This is a genomic window from Streptomyces canus (assembly GCF_041435015.1).
Classification (GTDB): domain Bacteria; phylum Actinomycetota; class Actinomycetes; order Streptomycetales; family Streptomycetaceae; genus Streptomyces; species Streptomyces canus_G.
On the sequence record NZ_CP107989.1, the window covers coordinates 4,637,572 to 4,660,334 of the forward strand.

Below are 22,763 nucleotides of genomic sequence, written 5' to 3' on the forward strand. Positions count from 1 at the left end.
GTACCGCCCGCGCGTACTCCCCAAGGTGGAGGCCCCCTTCCCCCGGGCGCCTAGCCTGACGGCGTGACCGATGACACGACGGCCGGGCCGACGGGCGACTGGAGCGGCTGGCGGGCCGCCGCCGAGGCCGCCCTCTACGGCCCTGAGGGCTTCTACCGCAGGCCGGAGGGCCCGGCCGGGCACTTCCGTACGTCCGTGCACGCCTCGCCGTTGTTCGCCGAGGCCGTGGCCCGGCTGCTGTGCCGCATCGACGAGGCACTCGGGCGGCCCGCACGGCTCGACTTCGTCGACATGGCCGCGGGCCGGGGTGAGTTGGCCACCGGCGTCCTCGCCGCCCTGCCCGCCGACCTGGCCGCCCGCACGCGCGCGTACGCCGTCGAGATCGCCGACCACCCCGAGGGCCTCGATCAGCGGATCGAGTGGCTGACCGGGCCCCCGAAGAACATCACCGGGCTGCTGTTCGCCAACGAATGGCTGGACAACGTACCCGTGGAGATCGCCGAGACGGACTCATCGGGCGTCCCACGCCAGGTGCTCGTGCGGCGGGACGGTCGCGAGCGTCTCGGGGAACCGGTCGCAGGGGCGGAGGCCGAGTGGCTGGACCGGTGGTGGCCGCTGCCGCCCGAGGAGGGGCTGCGGGCCGAGATCGGCCTGCCCCGGGACGAGGCGTGGGCGTCGGCGGTCGCCGCGGTGGAGCGGGGGCTCGCGGTCGCCGTCGACTACACGCACACGGCAACCTCACGCCCCCTGTTCGGGACCCTCACCGGATTCCGCGAAGGGCGCGAGACGGCACCCGTACCGGACGGGTCGTGCGACCTCACGGCCCATGTGGCGCTGGACGCGTGCGCGCTCCCCGGAGGGCGCGTGCTGACCCAACGCGACGCGCTGCGCGCCCTGGGCCTCGCGGGTGCACGCCCCCCGCTCACGCTCGCGTCCACGCGGCCCGCGGAATACGTCCGCGCCCTCACGCGTGCCGGAGAGGCCGCCGAACTCACCGCGGTGGGCGGCCTCGGAGACTTCGGCTGGCTGCTCCAGCCCGTGGGCCTGTCCGCAGGACTTCCGGACGCACCCCTCGACGGGCCGCCCGCCGACCTACTTGTCGATGTCCCCGACCACGAAGAACAGTGATCCCAGGATCGCCACCATGTCCGCGACCAGCGTGCCCGGCAACAGCTCGACGAGGGCCTGGATGTTGTTGTACGAGGCCGAGCGCAGCTTCAGCCGGTACGGGGTCTTCTCGCCCTTGCTGACGAGGTAGTAGCCGTTGATGCCGAGCGGGTTCTCGGTCCACGCGTACGTGTGCCCCTCGGGCGCCTTCAGGACCTTGGGGAGCCGCTGGTTGATCGGTCCGGGCGGCAGCTCGGCGAGCCGGTCCAGGCAGGCGTCGGCGAGGTCGAGGGCGTTGTGGGTCTGCTCCAGGAGGACCTCGAAGCGGGCGAGGCAGTCGCCCTCCTCGCGCGTGACCACCTTCAGCGTGTCCTGGAGCTCTCCGTAGCCGAGGTACGGCTCGTCGCGGCGCAGGTCGAAGTCGACGCCCGACGCACGCGCGATGGGCCCGCTGACGCCGTACGCGTGGACGGCCCGGGGCGCGAGGACGCCCACGTCCCGGGTGCGGCCCCGGAAGATCTCGTTGCCGAGGACCAGGTCGTCGAAGCGGTCCATGCGCGAGCGCACGGCGGAGACGGCGGCACGCGCGCGCGTGGACCAGCCGGCCGGCAGGTCCTCCTTGAGGCCGCCGACGCGGTTGAACATGTAGTGCATCCGGCCGCCGGAGACCTCCTCCATGACGTTCTGGAGGACCTCCCGCTCCCGGAACGCGTAGAAGACCGGGGTGATGCCGCCGAGCTCCAGCGGATACGAGCCCAGGAACATCAGGTGGTTCAGCACCCGGTTGAGCTCGGCGAGCAGCGTGCGCGTCCACACCGCGCGCGTGGGGACCTCCATGCCGAGCATCCGCTCCACGGCGAGGACCACGCCCAGCTCGTTGGAGAAGGCCGACAGCCAGTCGTGGCGGTTGGCGAGCATGATGATCTGGCGGTAGTCGCGCGCCTCGAAGAGCTTCTCCGCACCGCGGTGCATATAGCCGATCACCGGCTCCGCGCTCATGATGCGCTCGCCGTCCAGGACGAGCCTCAGGCGCAGCACACCATGGGTGGACGGGTGCTGCGGCCCGATGTTGAGCACCATGTCGGTGCTCTCCGCGGCGCCGCCGATGCCGACCGTGGTCTCCGTCGTAGGAGTCATGGACACAGTCTCCCCTACGTACGCTGGCCCCATGGAGACGGGGAGCGGGACGAACACTGAGGTCGCCGGCGACGAACCGGTGTGGACCGGGCTGCCGCCGGGGCTGCTGCGGATGCGACGGTTGTTGCTGGTGCTGTGGCTGGGACTGCTCGCCCTGGCCCTGGGGCTGCTGCTCGGGCTGCTGTGCGGGCCGGCGTGGGCGGCCTTCGCGCTGCTGCCGCTCGCCCTCATCGGCTGGGGCTGGGTGATGATCGGCCGCAACTGGCGCTCCTGGCGCTACGCCGAGCGCGCCGACGACCTGCTGATCAGCCGGGGCGTGCTGTGGCGCGAGGAGACCGTCGTGCCGTACGGCCGCATGCAGCTGGTCGAGGTCACCTCCGGGCCCGTGGAACGCCACTTCGGGCTGGCCAGCGTCCAGCTGCACACGGCGGCCGCGGCGACCGACGCGACCATCCCCGGCCTCGACCCGGCCGAGGCGGAGCGGCTGCGCGACCGGCTCACCGAACTCGGCGAGGCCCGATCGGCGGGCCTGTGACCACGCCGGGCGTCGACGACGCCGTACAGGACAAGCCGGAGAAGGAACCCGTCACCGAGCGGCGGTTGCATCCCATAACACCCCTCAGGCGGGCGTGGGCGCCGGTCGCCGTCGTCATCGGGTGGGCCGTGCACGACCCCGACCAGACGCAGCGCCAGCTGACCCGGCTGACGACCACCACGCTGCTGATCGCCCTCGCCGTCATCGTCCCGGCCGCCGCCCTGTACGGCTTTCTCACCTGGTGGTTCACCCACTTCGCGGTGACCGACACGGAACTGCGCATCCGGACCGGGCTGTTGTTCCGGCGTACCGCGCACATCCGGCTCGAGCGGATCCAGGCGATCGACGTCACCCAGCCCCTCCTCGCGCGCGTGGCGGGCGTCGCGAAGCTCAGGCTCGATGTCGTGGGCACCGACAAGAAGGACGAACTGGCCTTCCTCGGGGAGCGCGAGGCGCGGGCCCTGCGCGCGGAACTCCTCGCGCGCGCCGCCGGGTTCGCTCCCGAGACCGCGCACGAGGTGGGCGAGGCACCGGCCCGCGAGCTGCTGCACACGCCCCCGCGCGATCTCGCGCTCTCCCTCGTGCTGACGGGCGCCACCTGGGGCAGTCTGGTCGCCGCCCTCGTCGTACCGCCGCTGCTGTGGATGGCCACCCACAGCGTCTGGACGGTCCTCGCGACCGCCCTGCCGCTGCTCGGCGCGGCGGGCGCGAGCAGCGTGGGGCGGTTCGTCACCGAGTACGACTGGACGGTCGGCGAGTCCCCGGACGGGCTGCGCATCGACCACGGGCTCCTGGACCGCACCCACGAGACGGTGCCGCCGGGGCGGGTGCAGACCGTACGGATCGTGGAGCCGCTGCTGTGGCGGCGGCGCGGCTGGGTCCGGGTCGAGCTGGACGTGGCCGGTTCGTCCAACTCCGTGCTGGTGCCGGTCGCTCCCCGCGAGGTCGCCGAGGCGGTCGTCGCGCGCGTGCTGCCGGGCGTGACCGTGCCGCCGCTGTCGGCGCTGTCGCGGCCCCCGCGGCGGGCCGGGCGGTGCGTGCCCGTGTGGTGGCGCGGCTACGGACTCGCCGTCACCGACTCGGTGTTCGCGGCGCGGCAGGGGCTGCTGCGAAGGAGCCTGGCGCTCGTCCCGCACGCGAAGGTCCAGAGCGTACGACTCGCGCAGGGGCCCTGGAAGCGGCTGTGGCGGGTCGCCGACGTCCATGTGGACACGGGGGCGAACAAGACCGTCACGGCCCGCCTGAGGGACGCCCAGGAGGCCGCGGAGCTGCTCAAGTCGCAGGCCGAGAGGTCGCGGACGGGACGGAAAGGGGCACGGCCCGACCGCTGGATGGTCTGACCGCGCCCCTGGTGAGCCCCTGTGCGTCCGTCAGGAGACCGCGCTGCGCAGTCCCTGAAGGTCGATCTGTTCCGTCTCGTCGTGGGCGGTCAGGTCGATGACCTGGCCGACGCCACGCGACTCCTCGTCGGCCGGCTTGAACTCCGCCTCCGACTCGGCCTTGTGCAGGGCGAGGGCCTCCTGGCCGACGACGTCGGCGAGGTCCTCGTTCTGCACGGCCTCCAGGGCGTCCCGCGAGGTCCCGGCCTTCGTGCCGAAGAAGTCGAACCCGCCCTCGATCCGCGGGCGCCGCGTGGGAGCCGCGGGCACGACCGCGACCGCGGTCGGCGCGATGAAGTGCCCGGCGGGCTGCTGCTGCGGCTGAGCGGCTCTGCCCGTGGTGGTGGCGGCCGCGCGCTCATGCCCGTCGACCGCCTCGGGCTTCCCCCGCGCCTCGTCCTCCTGCGCGGCCTCCGCCTCGGTACCGACGGCGTCCGCCGCGCCGGGAACCGCGTTCACCGGCTGGACCTCGGAGCCGGCCTTGTCCTTGGCTGCACCTTTGGGATCGCTCTTCGGGGCACCCTTGGGCCCAGCCTTGGCCTCCGGCTCGTCCTCGGGTTCGGCCTTCGTCCTCGTGGCCCCGTCGCCGTCCTCGTCGAGCCGCTTCAGCGCCGCGTTCGCCCGCAGGAACAGCCGGGACCCCTCCGGGGAGAAGATCGCGGGCCGCTCCGACGTCTCCTCCGAGACCTCCGAAGCCTCGGCGATCTCGGTCTCCACCTCGACCGCGACCTCGGACCCGTCCTCGGCAGCCACCGCCACGGCCTCCGCGTCGGCCTGCGCCGCCGGCAGCTCGCGCGGCGGGGCGGCCTCTATCTCCAGCAGCCGGCGGCCCTCCAGGGCGCTCGCCCGCTCGGTCTCCGCCGTGGCGTACCGCCGCAGCAGTGCCGCGTGTTCGTTGCGCAGCCCCGCCAGCTCCGCGCGCTTCGCCCGCAGCCGCTGCTCCAGCTTGACGCGCAGCTCGCGCGACTCCTCGAGATCGGTCTCGAGTTCGGCGACCCGCTCCTCGTGCCGCCACTCGTCGCCGGCACGCGCGCGCGTGAGGTCCGCGACCTGCTTGCCCGCCTGCGCGTCCCAACGGCGCATGACGGCCGCCCCCACGACGGCGACCGCCGCGGCGACCGCGGCTATCACGCGCAGCACGGCCTCTTGCGAGAACACCCAGGGGCCGAAGGCACAGACGAGGGAGACGCCAGCGATCGCCGACGGAGGCAGCAGCCTGTGCAAGGGCGGGGAATGGCGGTGACGTCCACGTGGCATGGCCAGAAACTTACCGCGCGTAGGCGAATCATGGTGCCCCGCCCCGTAAAAACACAGCCACCCCGTTGCCTTCACACGACATCAGGAATCGGAGCGGTCGCCGAATTCGGCGTATTGATCACTCATCGATCACTCAGCCGCTCGCTGACCCACTGCAAGGTCGCCGGGATCTCCCGTCGCCAGGTGTTGAAGTTGTGGCCGCCGCTTTCCAGGATGATCGACGAGATCCGCGTCGTTTCCGTCGCCTTCACCCGCTCTATGAACTTCAGCGTGTCCTTGTAGTTCGTCTCGCCCACCTTGCTGCTGCTGACGAGCAGTGAGGTGTCGGGCGCGGGCAGGTGTTTGAGGCACCACCAGAGGTTCGCGCGGTCGCGCAGCCCCTTGTCGCCCTGGAAGAGATCGCCCGTGGTGGGGTCGACGGGAGCGTTGTAGTACGGGGAGAGGCCCGCCCCCGCGGCGTACGTCTTGGGGTGGTGCATGGCGAGCTTCAGCGCGCAGTAGCCGCCCGTGGAGTCGCCGATGATCCCCCAACTCCCCGGTTCCCTGCCCACCCGGTAGTGCGCCGTCACCGCTTCCGGCAGGTCCTTCGCGAAGAACGACTCGGTCTGCGGACCATCCGGAACGTCCGCGCACTCGGTGTCCCGCGGCGGTGCCACCGTCGGCCGCAGCATCACGAGGATCATCGGCCGCATACGGCCGTCCTTGGTCAGTTCCAGAGCGGTGCGCGGATAGTGGAGTTTGTCCACCAGCGCTCGCGCGGTGCCCGGATAACCGGTGAGCACGACGGCCGCGGGGAAGGTACGCGCGCGATAGCGCTCCTGGAAATACTCCGGCGGCAGATAGACGTACGCGGGGCTGGCGATGTGTGACGTGGGGCCGACGATGTCGACCTTCTGAACCTGCCCGACCGATGACGGCCGAAAGCCTCCCCTGCCGGGCACGTTCCCGATCTCGGTCACCTTCAGCGGCCCGCGCGAACGGTTGCCCGGGGTGTGGTCGACCACCACGCCCTGGTCGGTCTCCCGGCCGAACAGGTCGGCCCAGGAGGCGTAGAACCCGTAGGCGTGGTTGGCGGCGAGTCCCAGCGACACGAAGAGCGAGAGCTGCGTCGCGAACAGCAGCCCGATGCGGCCGCTGACGGGCCGCCAGCCACGCCGCGCCAGACGCGGCCAGAGCCACACCGTGCCGGCGAACAGCGCCACGGCGACCAGCACCGTCAGCACCAGCGTGTTGTTGCTCGTGAGACCCATTGCTTGCTTTCGCTTTCCTCGGCCTTTGAAACGGCTTTGAGGAGATGAGTGAACCTCTCCTCACGAGACACCGTCCTAGAGGGCGCAATGTCGCCGGATGCCCGAATCAGGGCTCCGGATCCAGAGTCACTCGCAGAACCATGGGATGCGATGTCTGTCAGGACAGATGAGGAAATGTCGGGCGGGGTTCCGATCCGATCAACACGGCTGCGGCGTGCACTGCACGGACCGCGCCCCGAGGCCGTCCCCGTCCTCGTCGCCAGAGCCTGCGCTCTCGTAGGCCTTCTGGACATCGCCGCCGGCGTCTTTCCGCGCTTCCGGCACAGTCGTATGCACACCATGGCCGAGGTACTGCCCGGCGCGCTCGGCCCGTTCGCGGCCGCGCTCTCGCTCAGCACCGGTGTGCTGTTGCTGCTGCTCGCCCACGGACTCAGGCGCCGCAAGCGCCGGGCCTGGCGGGCGGCCGTGGCACTGCTGCCGGCGGGCGCGCTGGCGCAGTTCACGTACCGTCACTCACTCGTCGGGGCGGCCATCTCGCTCGCCCTGCTCGCGCCGCTGCTGCGCCACCGCGACCAGTTCAGGGCGTTGCCCGACCCGCGCAGCCGCTGGCGCGCGCTCGCCAACTTCGTGCTCATGGGCGCCGGTTCCGTCGCGCTCGGGCTGATCATCGTCAGCGCCCACCCGAACCGCATGGTCGGAAACCCGAGCCTGGCCGATCGCATCACGCACGTCCTGTACGGCCTCTTCGGCTTCGAGGGCCCCGTCGACTACCAGGGCGACACCTCCTGGACCGTCGGCGCCTCCCTGGGCGCCCTGGGCCTGCTCACGGCGATCACCACGATCTATCTCGCCTTCCGCCCCGAGCACCCGGCCGCCCAGCTCACGGAAGAGGACGAGAGCCGCCTGCGAGCCCTGCTGGCCAAGCACGGCGGCCGTGACTCCCTCGGTCACTTCGCGCTGCGCCGCGACAAGGCCGTCGTCTTCTCCCCCAGCGGCAAGGCGGCCGTGACCTACCGCGTCGTCTCCGGCGTGATGCTCGCCAGCGGCGACCCGATCGGCGACGTCGAGGCCTGGCCGGGCGCGATCGAGCGCTTCATGGACGAGGCCCAGGCGCACTCCTGGACACCCGCCGTCATGGGCTGTTCGGAGACCGGCGGCGAGGTGTGGACCCGCGAGACCGGCCTGGACGCCCTCGAACTGGGCGACGAGGCGGTGGTGGACGTCGCGGATTTCTCGCTCGCCGGCCGCGCGATGCGCAATGTGCGCCAGATGGTCAAGCGCATCGAGCGGGCCGGTTACGAGACCCGGGTGCGGCGCGTCCGTGACCTCGGGGAGACCGAGCTGGAGCGGATCCGGCAGGCCGCCGAGGACTGGCGCGGCACCGACACCGAGCGTGGCTTCTCCATGGCCCTGGGTCGCATCGGCGATCTGGCCGACGGCGACTGCCTCATCGCCACCGCCCACAAGGCGGACGGCCGGCCCGGTCCCTACGGCGATCTGAAGGCGATCCTGCACTTCGTACCGTGGGGCACGGACGGCGTCTCCCTGGACCTGATGCGGCGGGACCGCTCGGCGGACCCCGGCATGAACGAACTGCTGATCGTGGCGGCCCTCCAGGCGGCCCCGAAACTCGACATCACGCGCGTGTCCCTCAACTTCGCGATGTTCCGCGCGGCGCTGGCACGCGGCGAGAAGATCGGCGCGGGTCCCGTGCTGCGCGCCTGGCGGGGTCTGCTGGTCTTCCTGTCCCGCTGGTTCCAGATCGAATCCCTGTACAAGTTCAACGCCAAGTTCCAGCCCCGCTGGGAACCCCGTTTCGTCGTCTACCGGGCTTCCGGCGACCTCCCGCGCATCGGCTTCGCCGCCATGCAGGCGGAGGGCTTCGTCAACCTGGCCCTGCCGTTGCCGCGCTTCCTGCGCCGCCGCTCGCACACCGCACGCGCGTGTGCCCACGCGGTCGCGGAGCGGGACGTCAGAGCGGCCTGAGCCACAGGCCGCGCGGTCCCGGCGCCCCACGCTGGGCCTAGGCTGAACGCATGAGCAAGCAGAGCGGACGCGGGCGCGTCGCCGGGCTTCCGGAATGGGACCGCTGCGCGGTCATGGGGGTCGTGAACGTCACCCCCGACTCCTTCTCCGACGGCGGCCGCTGGTTCGACACCACGGCCGCCGTCAAGCACGGCCTCGCCCTCGTCGAGGAGGGCGCCGACCTCGTCGACGTCGGCGGCGAGTCCACCCGCCCCGGAGCCACCCGGGTCGATGAGGACGAGGAGCTCCGGCGCGTCATCCCCGTCGTCCGCGGCCTCGCCTCCGAAGGCGTCACCGTCTCGGTCGACACCATGCGCGCCTCCGTCGCCGAACAGGCCCTCGCCGCCGGCGCGGCCCTCGTCAACGACGTCAGCGGCGGTCTCGCCGACCCCGCGATGATCCCGGTCGTCGCCGACGCGGGCGCCCCCTTCGTCGTCATGCACTGGCGCGGCTTCCTGGAGGGCGGCAACGTCAAGGGCGTCTACGCCGACGTCGTCGCCGAGGTCGTCGACGAGCTCCACACGCGTGTGGACGCCGTCCTCGCGGGCGGCATCCCTGCCGACCGTGTCGTCGTCGACCCGGGCCTCGGCTTCTCCAAGGACGCCGAGCACGACCTGGTCCTCCTCTCCCACCTCGACCGCCTCCTCTGCCTCGGCCACCCCGTCCTCGTCGCCGCCTCCCGCAAGCGGTTCCTCGGCCGTGTCCTCGCCGGTCCGGAAGGCGCCCCGCCGCCCGCGCGGGAGCGCGACGCCGCCACGGCCGCCGTCTCCGCCCTCGCGGCGCACGCCGGCGCGTGGGCGGTGCGCGTGCACGAGGTGCGCGCGACGGCGGACGCGGTACGGGTCGCCCGCGCCGTGGAAGGAGCCCGGTGAGCGCCCCCCACACCGACGTGGAACAGGTGGAAGCCGCCAACACCGCCTTCTACGAGGCGCTGGAGCACGGTGACTTCGAGGAGCTGTCCTCGTTCTGGCTCACCCCTGCCGACCTGGGTGTCGACGAGGAGTACCACGACCCGGCCGACGTCGGCGTGGTCTCCTGTGTGCACCCCGGCTGGCCCGTGCTGACCGGCCGCGGCGAGGTCCTCAGGTCGTACGCGCTGATCATGGCGAACACGGACTACATCCAGTTCTTCCTCACGGACGTGCACGTCTCCGTGACGGGCGACACCGCCCTGGTGACATGCACCGAGAACATCCTCAGCGGCGGCCCGGCACCCGAGGGCGGCGAGGAGCTCGGACCACTCGTCGGCCAGCTGGTGGTCGCCACGAACGTGTTCCGCCGCACCCCCGAGGGCTGGAAGATGTGGTCCCACCACGCCTCTCCGGTGCTGGCCGAGAACGACGAGGACGAGGACGGGGAAGCCCCTTCCTGAACCCGTCGGGACCAACAAGTGGTTGGAATCACGAACCCCTGGGTATGGGCGGCTACCAACCCGTGAGCCGCCGGGTTCCCCAGGGGAAACACACCGTGAAACCTCCGGGGCCCGGCATCGGCCCGCGCCCCTGTGGCCCGGCCCTGTCGGTGCTCGCAGGTAGATTCGTTCGAGGCCGGTGTACCGCCCGCACGCGGTACGGACCGGCCGTCACCGACGATTGCAGGAGTGATTCGCGTGGATCGTGTCGCGCTGCGCGGCCTGAAGGCCCGCGGGCACCACGGTGTGTTCCCCAAGGAGCGCGAGGAGGGCCAGACCTTCATCGTGGACATCGTCCTGGGACTGGACACCCGGCCGGCCGCCGCCGACGACGACCTGACGAAGACCGTGCACTACGGCATCGTGGCGGAGGAGGTCGTGGCCGTCGTCGAGGGCGAACCCGTCAACCTCATCGAAACGCTCGCCGAGCGCATCGCCCAGGCCTGTCTGAAGCACGAAGGGGTAGAGGAGGTCGAGGTCAGGGTCCACAAACCCGACGCACCGATCACCGTGCCCTTCGACGACGTGACCGTCACCATCACCCGGAGCCGAGTATGACCGCGTCCTTCGCCGCGGGTCACAGCGACCCGACCGTACAGCCGGTGCCCGCCTCCGTCGTGCAGCAGGTGGACGCCGCCGACACCACCCTCCACAACCCGAAGCGGGCCGTGCTCTCCCTCGGTTCCAACCTCGGCAACCGCCTGGAGACCCTCCAGGGGGCCATCGACGCCCTGGAGGACACGCCCGGGGTCCGCATCAAGGCCGTCTCCCCCGTCTACGAGACGCAGCCGTGGGGCGTGGCGGCCGACAGCCAGCCGTCGTACTTCAACGCGGTCGTCGTGCTGAAGACCACGCTCCCCCCGTCCTCCCTGCTGGAGCGGGCGCACGCGGTCGAGGAGGCCTTCAACCGGGTGCGGGACGAGCGCTGGGGCCCGCGCACCCTCGACGTCGACATCGTCGCGTACGCCGAGGTGGTCTCCGACGATCCGGTCCTCACCCTGCCTCACCCCCGCGCCCATGAGCGCGCGTTCGTGCTCGTCCCCTGGCACGACGTGGAACCCGAGGCCCAGTTGCCCGGCCGCGGCCCGGTCGCCGAACTCCTCGACACCGTCACGCGAAACGGCGTGGAACCCCGCAAGGACCTGGAACTCCAGCTGCCCGAATAGCCGTTAAGGTCAAGACGACCACAGTCCGTGGGACAGCCCAAGGACCTCGGGGGAGCTGAAGGGGCACCGTGAGAGAGCTGCGCATCAGGTTGCTGGCCGGCGTCTTCGCCGTGGCCGGGATCCTGTCCTGGGCGGGCGCCCGCCTGTGGAACTCGGTCGGGACCCTGCCCAGCGTCCCGCTGGCCGCCCCCATCGTTCTCGCCCTGATCGCCGTGGTCCTCATGGCCACGGCGCTCTCCATCCGCGCCCGTCTGAAGGCCCAGCGCGAGCGCGTCCCCGAGGCGAAGGGCGTCGACCCGCTGATGGCCGCCCGCGCGGTCGTCTTCGGACAGGCCAGCGCCCTGGTCGCCGCCCTCGTCTCCGGAATGTACGGCGGCACCGGCGTCTTCCTCCTGGAATCCCTCGACATCCCCGCCCGCCGGGACCAGGCCATCTACGCGGGCTTCTCGGTCCTGGCAGGGATCGCGGTGATAGCGGCGGCCATCTTCCTGGAGCGTGTGTGCAAGCTTCCGGAGGACGACGACCGGAACACGGGCGCCGCGTCGACGGCGTGAGGCCCGAAGTCGACTGAAGGTCCGAAACAGCCCGGCCGGTCAGCGCGCCATGATGAGGCTCATCGCCTCGTTGCGCGTCGCCGCGTCCCGCAGCTGACCGCGCACGGCCGACGTGAGCGTCTTCGCACCGGGCTTGCGGATGCCCCGCATCGACATGCACATGTGCTCGCACTCCACGACGACGATCACGCCACGCGGCTCCAGGATCTCCATCAGGGAATCCGCTATCTGCGTGGTGAGTCGTTCCTGCACCTGCGGCCGGCGCGCATAGACGTCCACGAGCCGGGCCAGCTTCGACAACCCCGTGATCTTGCCCGTGGTGGCCGGGATGTATCCGACATGGGCGACGCCCCGGAACGGCACCAGGTGATGCTCGCAGGTCGAGTACACCTCGATGTCCTTCACGAGCACCATCTCGTCGTGCCCCAGGTCGAACGTCGTGGTCAGCACGTCCTCGGGCTTCTGCCACAACCCCGCGAATATCTCCTTGTACGACCGGGCCACCCGCGCCGGAGTCTCCCGCAGGCCCTCTCGGTCCGGGTCCTCACCGACCGCGATCAGCAGCTCGCGGATGGCGTTCTCGGCGCGCTTCTCGTCGAAATCGCCGATGGAGCCCTCGCCGTCCAGCGTCACGGGGTCGGTCATCTGGTGCCTCGTTCCTAGAGTCCCTCACGGCCGAAAAACGCCGCGCCCCCCAGGCTAAAACCTGGGGGGCGCGGCATCCATTCCGGGTCCGGTGAGCTCACCGGGGCGGACGGGTGAGCGTCAGCTCTCGGGACGCTCCTCGGGAACCGCGTCCGTGACCGGCTCCGACGAGGTGGCCTTGGCGGTGGTGATCGCCGGGGCCGCGCCGTTGGCGCCGTTCGTCAGTGCGAGCTCCCTCGGGGAGAGCACCGGCGGACGGGTGGACGGCGTGCGGCGGGAGGAGCCGGTCCAGGCCGGCCGCGGGGGACGCTTGACGATGGGAGCGAAGACCTCGGCGATCTGCTCCTTGTTCAGCGTCTCCTTCTCCAGCAGCTGAAGCACCAGCGCGTCGAGGACGTCGCGGTTCTCGACCAGGATCTCCCAGGCCTCGTTGTGCGCCGTCTCGATGAGCTTCTTGACCTCTTCGTCGACCAGCGCGGCGACCTCTTCCGAGTAGTCACGCGGGTGCGACATCTCACGACCGAGGAACGGCTCGGTGTTGTCGCCACCGAACTTGATGGCTCCGAGACGCTCGGTCATGCCGTACTGCGTGACCATCGCGCGGGCCGTTGCGGTGGCCTTCTCGATGTCGTTCGCAGCACCGGTGGTCGGGTCGTGGAAGACGAGTTCCTCGGCCGCGCGGCCGCCCAGCATGTAGGCCAGCTGGTCCAGCATCTCGTTGCGCGTGGTCGAGTACTTGTCCTCGTCCGGCAGGACCATGGTGTAGCCCAGAGCACGGCCTCTCGAGAGGATCGTGATCTTGTGGACCGGGTCGGAGTTCGGGGAAGCCGCCGCGACCAGGGCGTGTCCGCCCTCGTGGTACGCGGTGATCTTCTTTTCCTTGTCCGACATGATCCGGGTCCGCTTCTGCGGGCCCGCCACGACACGGTCGATGGCCTCGTCCAGCGAGTGGTTGTCGATGAGCTTCTTGTCGCTGCGCGCCGTGAGGAGCGCCGCTTCGTTCAGCACGTTCGACAGGTCCGCGCCGGTGAAGCCCGGGGTGCGGCGGGCGACGGCCGAGAGGTCGACGTCCGGAGCGACCGGCTTGCCCTTCTGGTGGACCTTGAGGATCTCCAGACGGCCCTGCATGTCCGGGCGGTCGACCGCGATCTGGCGGTCGAAGCGGCCGGGGCGCAGGAGGGCCGGGTCGAGGATGTCGGGCCGGTTCGTCGCGGCGATGAGAATCACACCGCCCTTGACGTCGAAGCCGTCCATCTCGACGAGCAGCTGGTTCAGCGTCTGCTCGCGCTCGTCGTGACCGCCGCCGAGGCCGGCGCCGCGATGGCGGCCGACCGCGTCGATCTCGTCGACGAAGACGATCGCCGGGGCGTTCGCCTTGGCCTGCTCGAAGAGGTCACGCACTCGGGAGGCACCGACACCGACGAACATCTCGACGAAGTCGGAACCCGAGATCGAGTAGAAGGGGACACCGGCCTCGCCCGCGACGGCGCGCGCGAGCAGGGTCTTGCCGGTGCCGGGAGGGCCGTACAGCAGTACGCCCTTGGGGATCTTGGCCCCGACCGCCTGGAACTTCGCCGGTTCCTGGAGGAACTCCTTGATCTCCTGGAGCTCCTCGACCGCCTCGTCCGAGCCCGCGACGTCCGAGAACGTCGTCTTCGGGGTGTCCTTGGTGATGAGCTTCGCCTTGGACTTCCCGAAGTTCATGACCCGGGAGCCGCCGCCCTGCATCTGATTCATCAGGAACAGGAAGACGACCACGATGAGGACGAAGGGGAGCAGGGAGAGCAGGATCCCGACGAAGGCGTTCTGCTTCGTCGGCGAGACGGTGTACCCGTCGGGGATCTGCTTGTCCTGGTACTTGGTCTGCAGCGTGTTGGCGATGGTCACGCCCTGGTCGCCGATGTAGCTCGCCTGGATCTTCGAGCTGCCCTCGACCTTTTCGCCGTCCTTGAGCTGCACCTTGATGGTGTTCTCGTCGCCGGTGGTGAGCTTGGCTGATTCGACCTTGTTGTCATTGATCGCCTGGACGACCTGGCCGGTGTCCACCGTCTTGTAGCCGCCGGACGAGCCGACGACCTGCATCAACACGACCACGGCAAGGACGGCCAGCACGATCCACATGACCGGCCCACGGAAGTATCGCTTCACGTCCATCCATACGGAGCGGTGCCGCCCCGTCCCTCCTGCCATAGTGAGTTTGATAAGACAGTTCTTCTGACGGTACCCCAGCATTGTGGGCCGAAGCCGCACGGGAGGGCTTCACGAACCCGTCTGATGCTCCAACGGCGCGAAACCCGCTGGGGTTCCCGATCGTCTTACAGGGCTTGAGCCGTCTGGCTCAGCCGCCGTAGACGTGGGGCGCGAGCGTACCGACGAACGGGAGGTTGCGGTACTTCTCGGCGTAGTCGAGACCGTAGCCGACGACGAACTCGTTGGGGATGTCGAAGCCGACCCACTCGACGTCGATGGCGACCTTGGCGGCGTCCGGCTTGCGCAGCAGGGTGCACACCTTGAGCGACTCCGGCTCGCGGGAGCCCAGGTTGGACAGCAGCCAGGACAGCGTCAGGCCGGAGTCGATGATGTCCTCGACGATCAGGACGTGCTTGCCCTTGATGTCGGTGTCGAGGTCCTTGAGGATCCGCACCACGCCGGAGGACTGGGTGCCCGCGCCGTACGACGACACGGCCATCCAGTCCATGGTGACAGGGGTGGACAGCGCCCGCGCGAGGTCGGCCATGACCATCACCGCGCCCTTGAGGACGCCGACGATCAGCAGGTCCTTGCCCGCGTACTCCGCGTCGATCTTCGCGGCGAGCTCCACGAGCTTCGCGTCGATCTCTTCCTTGGTGATGAGTACCTCTTTGAGGTCGGCACCCATGTCTTTCGCGTCCACCGCATCACTTTCGGTCGTCCCACCAGCCGTCCGTCACCCCCCGAGGGGAGCAAAGGGTTCAGCCTTGCCGAATCACCAGTCTGCCACCCTGCCGCTGGGCGACGACCTTGCCCGGGAGATTGATGGCTCCCTGGCCGCGCCAGCCGGTGATCAGACGGTCGACTTCCTCGATGTGACGGGCGAAGAGGGAACCGGCCGGGGCGCCTGCCTCGATGGCCGCCTGGCGCAGGATGCGGCGGCGCACGGCGGGCGGCAGGGCGTAGAGCTTGGCGCACTCCAGGAGGCCCGCGGCGTCGCGTACGGAGGCTTCGGCCCGGCGGGCCCAGGCGTCGAGGGCGTCGGCGTCGTCGCGGGAGAGCTGGGCCGTACGGGCGAGGGCCTCGACGACTCCTTTGCCGAGCGCCTTCTCCAGGGCGGGCAGGCCTTCGTGGCGCAGCCGGGAGCGCGTGTAGGCGGGGTCGGTGTTGTGCGGGTCGTCCCAGACGGGCAGGGACTGGACCATGCAGGCCTTGCGGGCGATCTGCCGGTCGAGTTCGAGGAAGGGCCGGCGATAACGGCCGTCGGCCCCCGAGACCGCGGCCATGCCGGACAGGGAGCGGGTGCCGGAGCCGCGGGCGAGGCCGAGCAGGACGGTTTCGGCCTGGTCGTCGCGGGTGTGGCCGAGCAGGACGGCGGCGGCGCCGTGGCGTTCGGCCGCGGCGTCGAGGGCGGCGTAGCGGGCGTCGCGCGCGGCGGCCTCGGGACCGCCTTCGCGGCCGACGGTCACGGCGGTGGACTCGACGGGATCCAGGCCGAGTTCGCGCAGCCTGAGGGCGACTTCCTCGGCGCGCAGGTCGGAGCCGGGCTGGAGGCCGTGGTCGACGGTGACGCCGCCGGCGCGGATGCCGAGCTTGGGAGCCTCGAAGGCGAGGGCGGAGGCGAGGGCCATGGAGTCGGCACCGCCGGAGCAGGCCACGAGTACGAGCGGCGACGGCGGGCGCTCGTGGGGGCTCTGCTCGCCAGGAGCGGGACGGTCAGCGGAGGCGTGATGGTCGTTGATGATGTCGTGGAGGACGCGGCGGACCGCCAGGCGTATCGCCGCGACCGCAGGATGGGGACCCATGTCCGGTTCCCTTCATGAAGTTTTCGGGGGGTGAGCCCGAGGTTCGGTCACTCAGAGTGTGTAGATGGTGACAGAACTGGGGCGTTCCCCGAGCATTGCACGCCTACCCCTCGCTCACGGTCCCTCGGACGGGTGATTGAAGGGGCGTTCGCCTGCCGTCGGCCGGATTCCTCTCACGACGTCCGTACACGGTTCACGACTCGGCCTTGCGGTGCACCCGCGCGACCCAGTCCGCCGGTTTGGCGATCTCCGTCTTGGTGGGGAGCGTGTTGGGCGAGGTCCACACGCGGTTGAAGCCGTCCATGCCGACCTGGTCGACGACGGCCCGCACGAAGCGTTCGCCGTCGCGGTACTGCCGGAGTTTGGCGTCCAGGCCGAGCAGCTTGCGCAGGGCCATGTCCAGACGGGAGGCGCCCTTGGCCCGCCGCTGCTGGAACTTCTCGCGGATCTCGGCGACGCTCGGCACGACGGCCGGACCCACGCCGTCCATGACGAAGTCGGCGTGGCCTTCCAGGAGGGACATCACGGCGGTGAGGCGGCCGAGGATCTCCCGCTGGGCCGGCGTCTGCACGATCTCCACGAGGGAGCGTCCGCCGTCGTCCTCCTCGCCCTCGGGACGCCCGCCGGCCAGCGACTGGGCGGCCTCCCGGATGCGCTCCAGGACGGTCATGGGATCGACCTCGGTCTCCGCGAGGAACGACTGGATTTCGCCCTCCAGATGGTCACGCAGCCAGGGCACACCCGTGAACTGCGTGCGGTGCGTCTCCTCGTGCAGACACACCCAGAGGCGGAAGTCGTGGGGCTGGACGTCGAGTTCGCGCTCCACGTGGACGATGTTCGGGGCGACCAGGAGGAGTCGGCCGCCGCCGTTCTCCCCCGCCGGGAGTTCGCGGGTGGCCGGGGCGAAGGTCTCGTACTGACCGAGGACGCGGGAGGACAGGAACGACAGCAGCATCCCGAGCTCGACGCCCGTCACCTTGCCGCCGACGGCCCCGAGGACCGCGCCGCCGGGGGTGTTGCCGCGCCGTTCCTGCATCTTCTCCAGGAGCGGTTTGAGGATTTCCCTGAACCCGGCGACGTTCGCCCGGACCCAGCCGGGGCGGTCGACGACGAGTACGGGAGTGTCGTGGACGCCGTCCGTCCCCATCCGGGTGAAGCCGCGGACGTGTTCCTCCGAGGCCTTGGCGTGCCGGCGCAGTTCCGCTACGACGGCCCGGGCCTCGTCGCGGCTCACGTCGGGGCCCGGCCGCACGAGCCGGGTCGCGGTCGCCACCGCGAGATTCCAGTCGACCATCTCGGCACCACCGATGCTCGTCATGCGTCAACCGTACGTGAGCGTTCCCACTTGGGGCAGGCCGCGCGGGAGGGCAAGGCGGGTGCCGGGTCAGCCACAGCCGCAGGCCGCCAGCGCCGAAGCGGTGCGATCCAGCGCGCTCTGCGCCGCTCCCGGATCCGTCGTGTCCGAGGTCAGGAACGCGAAGGCCAGCAGTCGGCCGTCCTGGTCCACGACCGTCCCGGCCAGGGTGTTCACCCCGGTCAGGGTGCCCGTCTTCGCCCGTACGACACCTGCCGCGCCGTCCGTGTAACGGCTGGTCAGGGTGCCGGTGAAGCCGGCCACCGGGAGGCCGGTGAGGGCGGGTCTCAGGTCGGGGTGGTCCGGGTCGCCCGCCTTCACCAGCAGGGACGTCAGCAGGTCCGCGGTGAGCCGGTCGGCGCGGTCGAGTCCGCTGCCGTCGTGGAAGTCGGCGCCGGAGAGCGGGAGTCCGAGCTTCTTCAGCTGGGCACGGATCGCCTTGCCGCCGCCCGCGAAGTCGGCGCGCTGCCTGTCCGCCACGGCCGTCTGGCGGGCGAGGGCCTCGGCGATGTCGTTGTCGCTGTTGGTCAGCATGCGTTCGACCAGGGCGGACAGGGGCGGCGAGAGGACCTCGGCGAGGTTCTCGGCGCGGCCGGTCGCCTTGGAGGGTCCGGGTGAGGTCGTCCTGATGCCGTTGTCCGACAGGAACCGGGCGAACGTGCGGGTCGCGTCCGCCGCCGGGTCCGTCGTACGCGGCGCCGGTCCACTGGCCGTGTTGTCGGTGCGGGCCTCGTCCACCATCAGGGCGCTGACGGGGGCGAGGTTGTCGTTGACCCCGATCGGGTGGATCTCGGAGCCCGCGTAGAGGGTCTTGTCGTAGGACAGCGTGACCGTCGTGATGTCCCGCTTCTTCAGGGCCGTGGCGGTCTCCTCGGCCAGTTCGCGCAGGCTCGCCCAGCCCTCGGCGTCCGCGCGGGCGGTGAGCGTGGGGTCGCCGCCGCCGACGAGGACCAGCTCCTTGGTGTCGGCTTCCAGGGCCGCGCGCGTGATGAGGCGGTGGTCCGCGCCGAGGGCGGACAGGGCGGCGACGGCGGTGGCGATCTTCGTGGTGGAGGCGGGGGTCAGTGCCGTGCCGGCGCCCGCGCCGTAGAGCCGCTTGCCGGTGGCGACGTCCACGACGGCCGCCGTGTGGCGCGTGCCGAGCGCGGTGTTGCCGAGGAGCGGGCCGAGGACAGCGGCGAGCGCTTGGCCGGTCGGGGCGGACTTCACCGTGTTGGCCCCGCCGCCCAGTGCGGTGAGCACGGACGGGGCGCTCGGAGCGGGACGCGGCCCGGCGGCCGTCGTACCGGAATCATCTCCGTGATCTGTGCCACCCGTCCGCTCGAGGGCGACCGCCCGGTCCCGCTCGGCCGTACGCTGACCCGAGGAGTCCCACGGACCGGCGGCGGTCGCCACGGTGGCGGCCAGCGCCAGACCGGCGCCGGCGGCGCCCGCGGTGTACTGCCAGGTCTTGACGGCCTCCGGGCGAGGAATCCGTGCAAGCCGTGTGACCTGCGGTTTTACGGCGGCGACGGTCCGTGCGAGATACGGCTGCACGGCGCCCGTGACCCGGGTCAGTCCTGGACGTACGGCGCCCGCGGCGCGTGCCAGACGCGGTCGTACGGCGTTCGCGACCCGCGTCGCATGCGGTCTCGCGGCCCGCCAAGGCCTCAGTTCAGGCACGACCAACAGCCCCTTTCGCGATCACACACCAGCGTGAGGGACACTTAACCACCAGAACTATGTGTTGATCATGGAGGAGCCACCGGTGGAGTTCGACGTCACGATCGAGATCCCGAAGGGTTCGCGGAACAAGTACGAGGTGGACCACGAGACCGGTCGGATCCGCCTGGACCGTCGACTCTTCACCTCGACCGCCTACCCGACCGACTACGGCTTCGTCGAGAACACTCTCGGCGAGGACGGCGACCCGTTGGACGCGCTGGTCATTCTTGACGAGCCGACGTTCCCGGGCTGCCTCATCAAGTGCCGTGCGATCGGCATGTTCCGCATGACCGACGAGGCCGGCGGCGACGACAAGCTGCTGTGCGTCCCGGCGACGGACCCGCGCCAGGAGCACCTGCGCGACATCCACCACGTCTCCGAGTTCGACCGCCTGGAGATCCAGCACTTCTTCGAGGTCTACAAGGACCTGGAGCCCGGCAAGTCCGTCGAGGGCGCCGACTGGGTCGGCCGCGTCGACGCCGAGGCCGAGATCGAGCGGTCCTACAAGCGCTTCAAGGACCAGGGCGGCCACTGAGCCCTGTGCCTCTGACGGGCCGCACGCGCACGCGTGCGGCCTATCAGTGTGCCCGCGCATACTGAGGCCCCACGGAATGTGTCGTTCAGGGAGCGTTACGGAGTGACGGAGGCGGAGCACCGCAAGCCGCAGTCGGACGAGGCGAGGAGTTTCTACGACTCCGAGATCACGTCCGAGTTCGCCGTTCCCGACGGGCTCGCCATGCCCAGAACCGTCGGCGGCGAGCCGGAGACCACGTCCGAGTTCGCGCTCCCGAAGGGGCTGGACGTCCCGCAGCCGCCGGCCGCGGAGTCGGAGGGGTCGGCGTTCACCGCGCCCCGCACCTACAGCGCGAAGGACGCGCCGCCCGCGTTCACCCCGCCGACCGGCATACCGGTGGTCAGCCTCACCAAGGACGTGCCCTGGCAGGACCGGATGCGCACGATGCTGCGGATGCCGGTGGCCGAGCGGCCCGCGCCGGAGCCGGTGCACAAGTCCGAGGACGATGCCGGTCCGGCCGTCCCGCGCGTGCTCGACCTGACCCTGCGTATCGGCGAGTTGCTGCTCGCGGGCGGTGAGGGCGCGGAGGACGTGGAGGCGGCGATGTTCGCCGTCTGCCGGTCCTACGGCCTGGACCGCTGCGAGCCGAACGTCACCTTCACCCTGCTGTCGGTCACCTACCAGCCGTCGCTCGTGGACGATCCCGTGACGGCCTCCAGGACCGTACGGCGGCGCGGCACCGACTACACGCGCCTCGCGGCCGTGTTCCAGCTCGTGGACGACCTCAGCGACCCCGAGGCGGCCATCTCCCTGGAGGAGGCCTACCGGCGGCTCGCGGAGATCCGCCGCAACCGGCACCCCTATCCGACCTGGGTGCTCACCTTGGCGAGCGGGCTGCTCGCGGGGGCGGCCTCCGTGCTGGTCGGCGGTGACCTGCTCGTGTTCGTCGCGGCCATGCTGGGCGCGATGCTCGGCGACCGGCTGGCGTGGCTGTGCGCGGGGCGCGGGCTGCCGGAGTTCTACCAGTTCACGGTCGCCGCGATGCCGCCCGCCGCGATCGGCATCGCGCTGACGCTGGCCGACGTGGACGTGAAGGCGTCCGCGGTCATCACCGGTGGGCTGTTCGCGCTGCTGCCGGGGCGGGCGCTGGTGGCGGGCGTGCAGGACGGGCTGACCGGCTTCTACATCACCGCCTCGGCCCGGCTCCTGGAGGTCATGTACTTCTTCGTGGGCATCGTGGTCGGCGTGCTGGTGATGCTCTACGTCGGCGTGCAGCTGGGGGCGTATCTCAACCCCGACGAGGCGCTGTCGACGGATTCGCGGCCGCTGTGGCAGATCGCGGCGTCGATGCTGCTGTCGCTGACCTTCGCCGTGCTGCTGCAGCAGGAACGATCCACCGTGCTGGCCGTCACGTTGAACGGCGGCGTCGCCTGGTGTGTCTACGGCGCGATGCGCTACACGGGCGAGTTCTCACCGGTCGCCTCCACGGCCGTCGCGGCGGGGCTCGTCGGTCTGTTCGGGCAGTTGCTGTCCCGGTACCGGTTCGCGTCCGCGCTGCCGTACACGACCGCGGCGATCGGGCCGCTGCTGCCGGGGTCCGCCACGTACTTCGGGTTGCTGTCGATCGCTCAGAGCCAGGTCGACGAGGGGCTGGTGTCGCTGTCGAAGGCGGCGGCGCTTGCCATGGCCATCGCCATCGGGGTCAACCTGGGGTCCGAGATCTCCCGGCTGTTCCTGAGGGTCGGTTCCGCGGGGAAGCGGCGGGCCGCCAAGAGGACGCGGGGGTTCTGACCCGCGCCCCCGGCAGCTCTCAGTACCCCTGGTTGTAGGGGTCCTGCTGATTCTGCTGGTTCTGCCGGCCGTATTGCTGGTTGCCGTAGCTCTGCGGGTACTGCTGGGCGTACGGCTGCTGCGGCTGCTGTTGCTGCGGCTGCTGGCCGTAGTACTGGTCGTAGCCGTTCTGCTGCTGAGGGGGCTGCTGCGGGTCGTCCGACGGGATGCGGCGGAGCTGGGTCGTCGCGTCGTCCATGGGCTGGTACGGCTGCTGGGGCGGGGTCTGGGCCGCCGCCCGCTTCTTCTTTCCGCGCTCCCGGAGGTACTCGATGATGATCGGGACCACCGAGACCAGGACGATCAGGACGAGGATCGCCTCGACGTTCTTCTTAATGGCGTCGATCTGGCCGAGCCAGTAGCCGGCGAGGGTGACGCCCGTGCCCCAGGCCACGCCGCCGATCACGTTGTACGTCAGGAAGGTGCGGTACTTCATCCGGCCGGCGCCGGCCACGATGGGGGCGAAGGTGCGCACGATCGGGACGAAGCGGGCCAGGACGATGGCCTTGGGGCCGAACTTCTCCATGAACTCGTGGGCCTTCTCCAGGTTCTCCTGCTTGAAGAGCTTGGAGTTGGGGCGGCTGAAGAGCCTCGGCCCGAAGAACTTTCCGATCATGAAGCCGACCTGGTCGCCGAGGACGGCGGCCAGCACGATGAGCGCGCAGACCAGCCACAGGGGCTGGCTGATGAAGGTCCCCTCGGCCACGAACAGACCCGCCGTGAACAGCAGGGAGTCGCCCGGCAGGAACGCGAAGAGGCCCGACTCCGCGAAGACGATCAGCAGGATGCCTGGCAGGCTGAAGGTCTCGATCAGATAGTCGGGGCTGAGCCACTCGGGGCCGAGCGCGAGCGTGGTCACGGGATTGCGGCTCCTGCGTGTGGGGACGGGCTGGGACTGGC

The 22,763-nt window shown here is 70.7% G+C and carries 21 protein-coding genes; 11 read left to right on the forward strand and 10 right to left on the reverse strand.

The annotated features are described in order from the left end of the window. Positions 1 to 63: 63 nt before the first annotated feature. Positions 64 to 1,128, forward strand: coding sequence for an SAM-dependent methyltransferase (locus OG841_RS20945; protein ID WP_328640114.1), 1,065 nt, complete (start codon positions 64 to 66; stop codon positions 1,126 to 1,128). On the opposite strand, the gene OG841_RS20950 is transcribed toward OG841_RS20945, so the two are convergent. Continuing rightward, positions 1,093 to 2,244, reverse strand: coding sequence for an NADH-quinone oxidoreductase subunit D (locus OG841_RS20950; protein ID WP_328640113.1), 1,152 nt, complete (start codon positions 2,242 to 2,244; stop codon positions 1,093 to 1,095). The two genes, OG841_RS20945 and OG841_RS20950, sit on opposite strands and share 36 nt — an antisense overlap. 31 nt (positions 2,245 to 2,275) lie before the next feature. Between OG841_RS20950 and OG841_RS20955 the strand changes: the two genes are divergently transcribed. Both OG841_RS20955 and OG841_RS20960 read left to right on the forward strand, forming a co-directional pair. Then, positions 2,276 to 2,779 carry a PH domain-containing protein gene (locus tag OG841_RS20955; protein WP_328640112.1) on the forward strand — a complete coding sequence of 168 codons (504 nt, stop codon included), beginning with the start codon at positions 2,276 to 2,278 and terminating at the stop codon, positions 2,777 to 2,779. Beyond that, positions 2,776 to 4,119 (forward strand): PH domain-containing protein, encoded by a 1,344-nt coding sequence (locus OG841_RS20960; protein ID WP_328640111.1) that lies wholly within the window; start codon positions 2,776 to 2,778, stop codon positions 4,117 to 4,119. Before OG841_RS20955 ends, OG841_RS20960 begins: the two co-directional genes overlap by 4 nt. A gap of 30 nt (positions 4,120 to 4,149) precedes the next feature. On the opposite strand, the gene OG841_RS20965 is transcribed toward OG841_RS20960, so the two are convergent. Then, the gene (locus tag OG841_RS20965) at positions 4,150 to 5,415 is read right to left on the reverse strand and encodes a hypothetical protein (RefSeq protein WP_328640110.1); all 1,266 of its coding nucleotides are present in this window, start codon (positions 5,413 to 5,415) and stop codon (positions 4,150 to 4,152) included. 122 nt (positions 5,416 to 5,537) lie between these two features. Further along, positions 5,538 to 6,665, reverse strand: a complete 1,128-nt coding sequence (locus OG841_RS20970) for an alpha/beta hydrolase (RefSeq protein WP_328640109.1) — start codon at positions 6,663 to 6,665, stop codon at positions 5,538 to 5,540. A 174-nt stretch (positions 6,666 to 6,839) separates the two neighbouring features. Between OG841_RS20970 and OG841_RS20975 the strand changes: the two genes are divergently transcribed. The 6 genes from OG841_RS20975 to OG841_RS21000 all read left to right on the forward strand — a co-directional run bounded on the left by OG841_RS20975 (position 6,840) and on the right by OG841_RS21000 (position 11,821). After that, on the forward strand, positions 6,840 to 8,651 hold the full coding sequence (locus tag OG841_RS20975) for a phosphatidylglycerol lysyltransferase domain-containing protein (protein ID WP_371566487.1): 1,812 nt from the start codon (positions 6,840 to 6,842) through the stop codon (positions 8,649 to 8,651). Positions 8,652 to 8,701: 50 nt separating this feature from the next. Next, a complete protein-coding gene (folP, locus tag OG841_RS20980; RefSeq protein WP_328640107.1) occupies positions 8,702 to 9,562 on the forward strand; it encodes a dihydropteroate synthase in 861 nt (286 codons plus the stop codon). Next, positions 9,559 to 10,062 carry a nuclear transport factor 2 family protein gene (locus OG841_RS20985; protein WP_328640106.1) on the forward strand — a complete coding sequence of 168 codons (504 nt, stop codon included), beginning with the start codon at positions 9,559 to 9,561 and terminating at the stop codon, positions 10,060 to 10,062. Before folP ends, OG841_RS20985 begins: the two co-directional genes overlap by 4 nt. Positions 10,063 to 10,299: 237 nt before the next feature. Continuing rightward, entirely contained in the window at positions 10,300 to 10,659 is a 360-nt protein-coding gene (gene folB / locus OG841_RS20990) for a dihydroneopterin aldolase (RefSeq protein WP_057612423.1), read from the forward strand. Further along, a complete protein-coding gene (gene folK, locus OG841_RS20995; protein ID WP_266561212.1) occupies positions 10,656 to 11,267 on the forward strand; it encodes a 2-amino-4-hydroxy-6-hydroxymethyldihydropteridine diphosphokinase in 612 nt (203 codons plus the stop codon). Before folB ends, folK begins: the two co-directional genes overlap by 4 nt. Positions 11,268 to 11,335: 68 nt before the next feature. Next, complete coding sequence (locus OG841_RS21000) at positions 11,336 to 11,821, forward strand: DUF3180 domain-containing protein (protein ID WP_266561214.1); 486 nt, start codon at positions 11,336 to 11,338, stop codon at positions 11,819 to 11,821. 39 nt (positions 11,822 to 11,860) lie between these two features. Here OG841_RS21000 and folE read toward each other — a convergent pair whose 3' ends face one another. The 6 genes from folE to dacB form a co-directional block, all read right to left on the reverse strand. Continuing rightward, entirely contained in the window at positions 11,861 to 12,466 is a 606-nt protein-coding gene (gene folE, locus OG841_RS21005; RefSeq protein ID WP_328640104.1) for a GTP cyclohydrolase I FolE, read from the reverse strand. Positions 12,467 to 12,586: 120 nt separating this feature from the next. Continuing rightward, positions 12,587 to 14,620, reverse strand: coding sequence for an ATP-dependent zinc metalloprotease FtsH (gene ftsH, locus OG841_RS21010; protein WP_328643614.1), 2,034 nt, complete (start codon positions 14,618 to 14,620; stop codon positions 12,587 to 12,589). A gap of 184 nt (positions 14,621 to 14,804) precedes the next feature. Continuing rightward, positions 14,805 to 15,344 carry a hypoxanthine phosphoribosyltransferase gene (hpt, locus tag OG841_RS21015; protein WP_266518604.1) on the reverse strand — a complete coding sequence of 180 codons (540 nt, stop codon included), beginning with the start codon at positions 15,342 to 15,344 and terminating at the stop codon, positions 14,805 to 14,807. 73 nt (positions 15,345 to 15,417) lie between these two features. After that, positions 15,418 to 16,461: a tRNA lysidine(34) synthetase TilS gene (tilS, locus tag OG841_RS21020; protein WP_328640103.1), complete on the reverse strand. Its 1,044-nt coding sequence runs from the start codon at positions 16,459 to 16,461 to the stop codon at positions 15,418 to 15,420. Positions 16,462 to 16,654: 193 nt separating this feature from the next. Then, positions 16,655 to 17,779 carry a zinc-dependent metalloprotease gene (locus OG841_RS21025; protein WP_328640102.1) on the reverse strand — a complete coding sequence of 375 codons (1,125 nt, stop codon included), beginning with the start codon at positions 17,777 to 17,779 and terminating at the stop codon, positions 16,655 to 16,657. A 66-nt stretch (positions 17,780 to 17,845) separates the two neighbouring features. After that, positions 17,846 to 19,483, reverse strand: a complete 1,638-nt coding sequence (gene dacB / locus OG841_RS21030) for a D-alanyl-D-alanine carboxypeptidase/D-alanyl-D-alanine endopeptidase (protein WP_328640101.1) — start codon at positions 19,481 to 19,483, stop codon at positions 17,846 to 17,848. A 79-nt stretch (positions 19,484 to 19,562) separates the two neighbouring features. Between dacB and OG841_RS21035 the strand changes: the two genes are divergently transcribed. Together OG841_RS21035 and OG841_RS21040 are read left to right on the forward strand one after the other, a co-directional pair. Continuing rightward, on the forward strand, positions 19,563 to 20,054 hold the full coding sequence (locus OG841_RS21035; protein WP_328640100.1) for an inorganic diphosphatase: 492 nt from the start codon (positions 19,563 to 19,565) through the stop codon (positions 20,052 to 20,054). 102 nt (positions 20,055 to 20,156) lie between these two features. Further along, complete coding sequence (locus OG841_RS21040; RefSeq protein ID WP_328640099.1) at positions 20,157 to 21,824, forward strand: threonine/serine ThrE exporter family protein; 1,668 nt, start codon at positions 20,157 to 20,159, stop codon at positions 21,822 to 21,824. 19 nt (positions 21,825 to 21,843) lie between these two features. Here OG841_RS21040 and OG841_RS21045 read toward each other — a convergent pair whose 3' ends face one another. Next, positions 21,844 to 22,722 carry a DedA family protein gene (locus tag OG841_RS21045; RefSeq protein WP_371566490.1) on the reverse strand — a complete coding sequence of 293 codons (879 nt, stop codon included), beginning with the start codon at positions 22,720 to 22,722 and terminating at the stop codon, positions 21,844 to 21,846. Between the last annotated feature and the right edge of the window lie 41 nt (positions 22,723 to 22,763).

Excerpts from the sequence above, each read along its gene's own strand:
- tilS (WP_328640103.1), bottom strand. The coding sequence starts at position 16,461 with ATGGGTCCCCATCCTGCGGTCGCGGCGATACGCCTGGCGGTCCGCCGC.
- OG841_RS20975 (WP_371566487.1), top strand. The coding sequence starts at position 6,840 with ATGTCGGGCGGGGTTCCGATCCGATCAACACGGCTGCGGCGTGCACTG.
- OG841_RS20950 (WP_328640113.1), bottom strand. The coding sequence starts at position 2,244 with ATGACTCCTACGACGGAGACCACGGTCGGCATCGGCGGCGCCGCGGAG.
- OG841_RS21025 (WP_328640102.1), bottom strand. The coding sequence starts at position 17,779 with ATGACGAGCATCGGTGGTGCCGAGATGGTCGACTGGAATCTCGCGGTG.
- OG841_RS20965 (WP_328640110.1), bottom strand. The coding sequence starts at position 5,415 with ATGCCACGTGGACGTCACCGCCATTCCCCGCCCTTGCACAGGCTGCTG.
- folE (WP_328640104.1), bottom strand. The coding sequence starts at position 12,466 with ATGACCGACCCCGTGACGCTGGACGGCGAGGGCTCCATCGGCGATTTC.
- folK (WP_266561212.1), top strand. The coding sequence starts at position 10,656 with ATGACCGCGTCCTTCGCCGCGGGTCACAGCGACCCGACCGTACAGCCG.
- ftsH (WP_328643614.1), bottom strand. The coding sequence starts at position 14,620 with ATGGACGTGAAGCGATACTTCCGTGGGCCGGTCATGTGGATCGTGCTG.
- OG841_RS20955 (WP_328640112.1), top strand. The coding sequence starts at position 2,276 with ATGGAGACGGGGAGCGGGACGAACACTGAGGTCGCCGGCGACGAACCG.
- OG841_RS20970 (WP_328640109.1), bottom strand. The coding sequence starts at position 6,665 with ATGGGTCTCACGAGCAACAACACGCTGGTGCTGACGGTGCTGGTCGCC.
- hpt (WP_266518604.1), bottom strand. The coding sequence starts at position 15,344 with ATGGGTGCCGACCTCAAAGAGGTACTCATCACCAAGGAAGAGATCGAC.
- folP (WP_328640107.1), top strand. The coding sequence starts at position 8,702 with ATGAGCAAGCAGAGCGGACGCGGGCGCGTCGCCGGGCTTCCGGAATGG.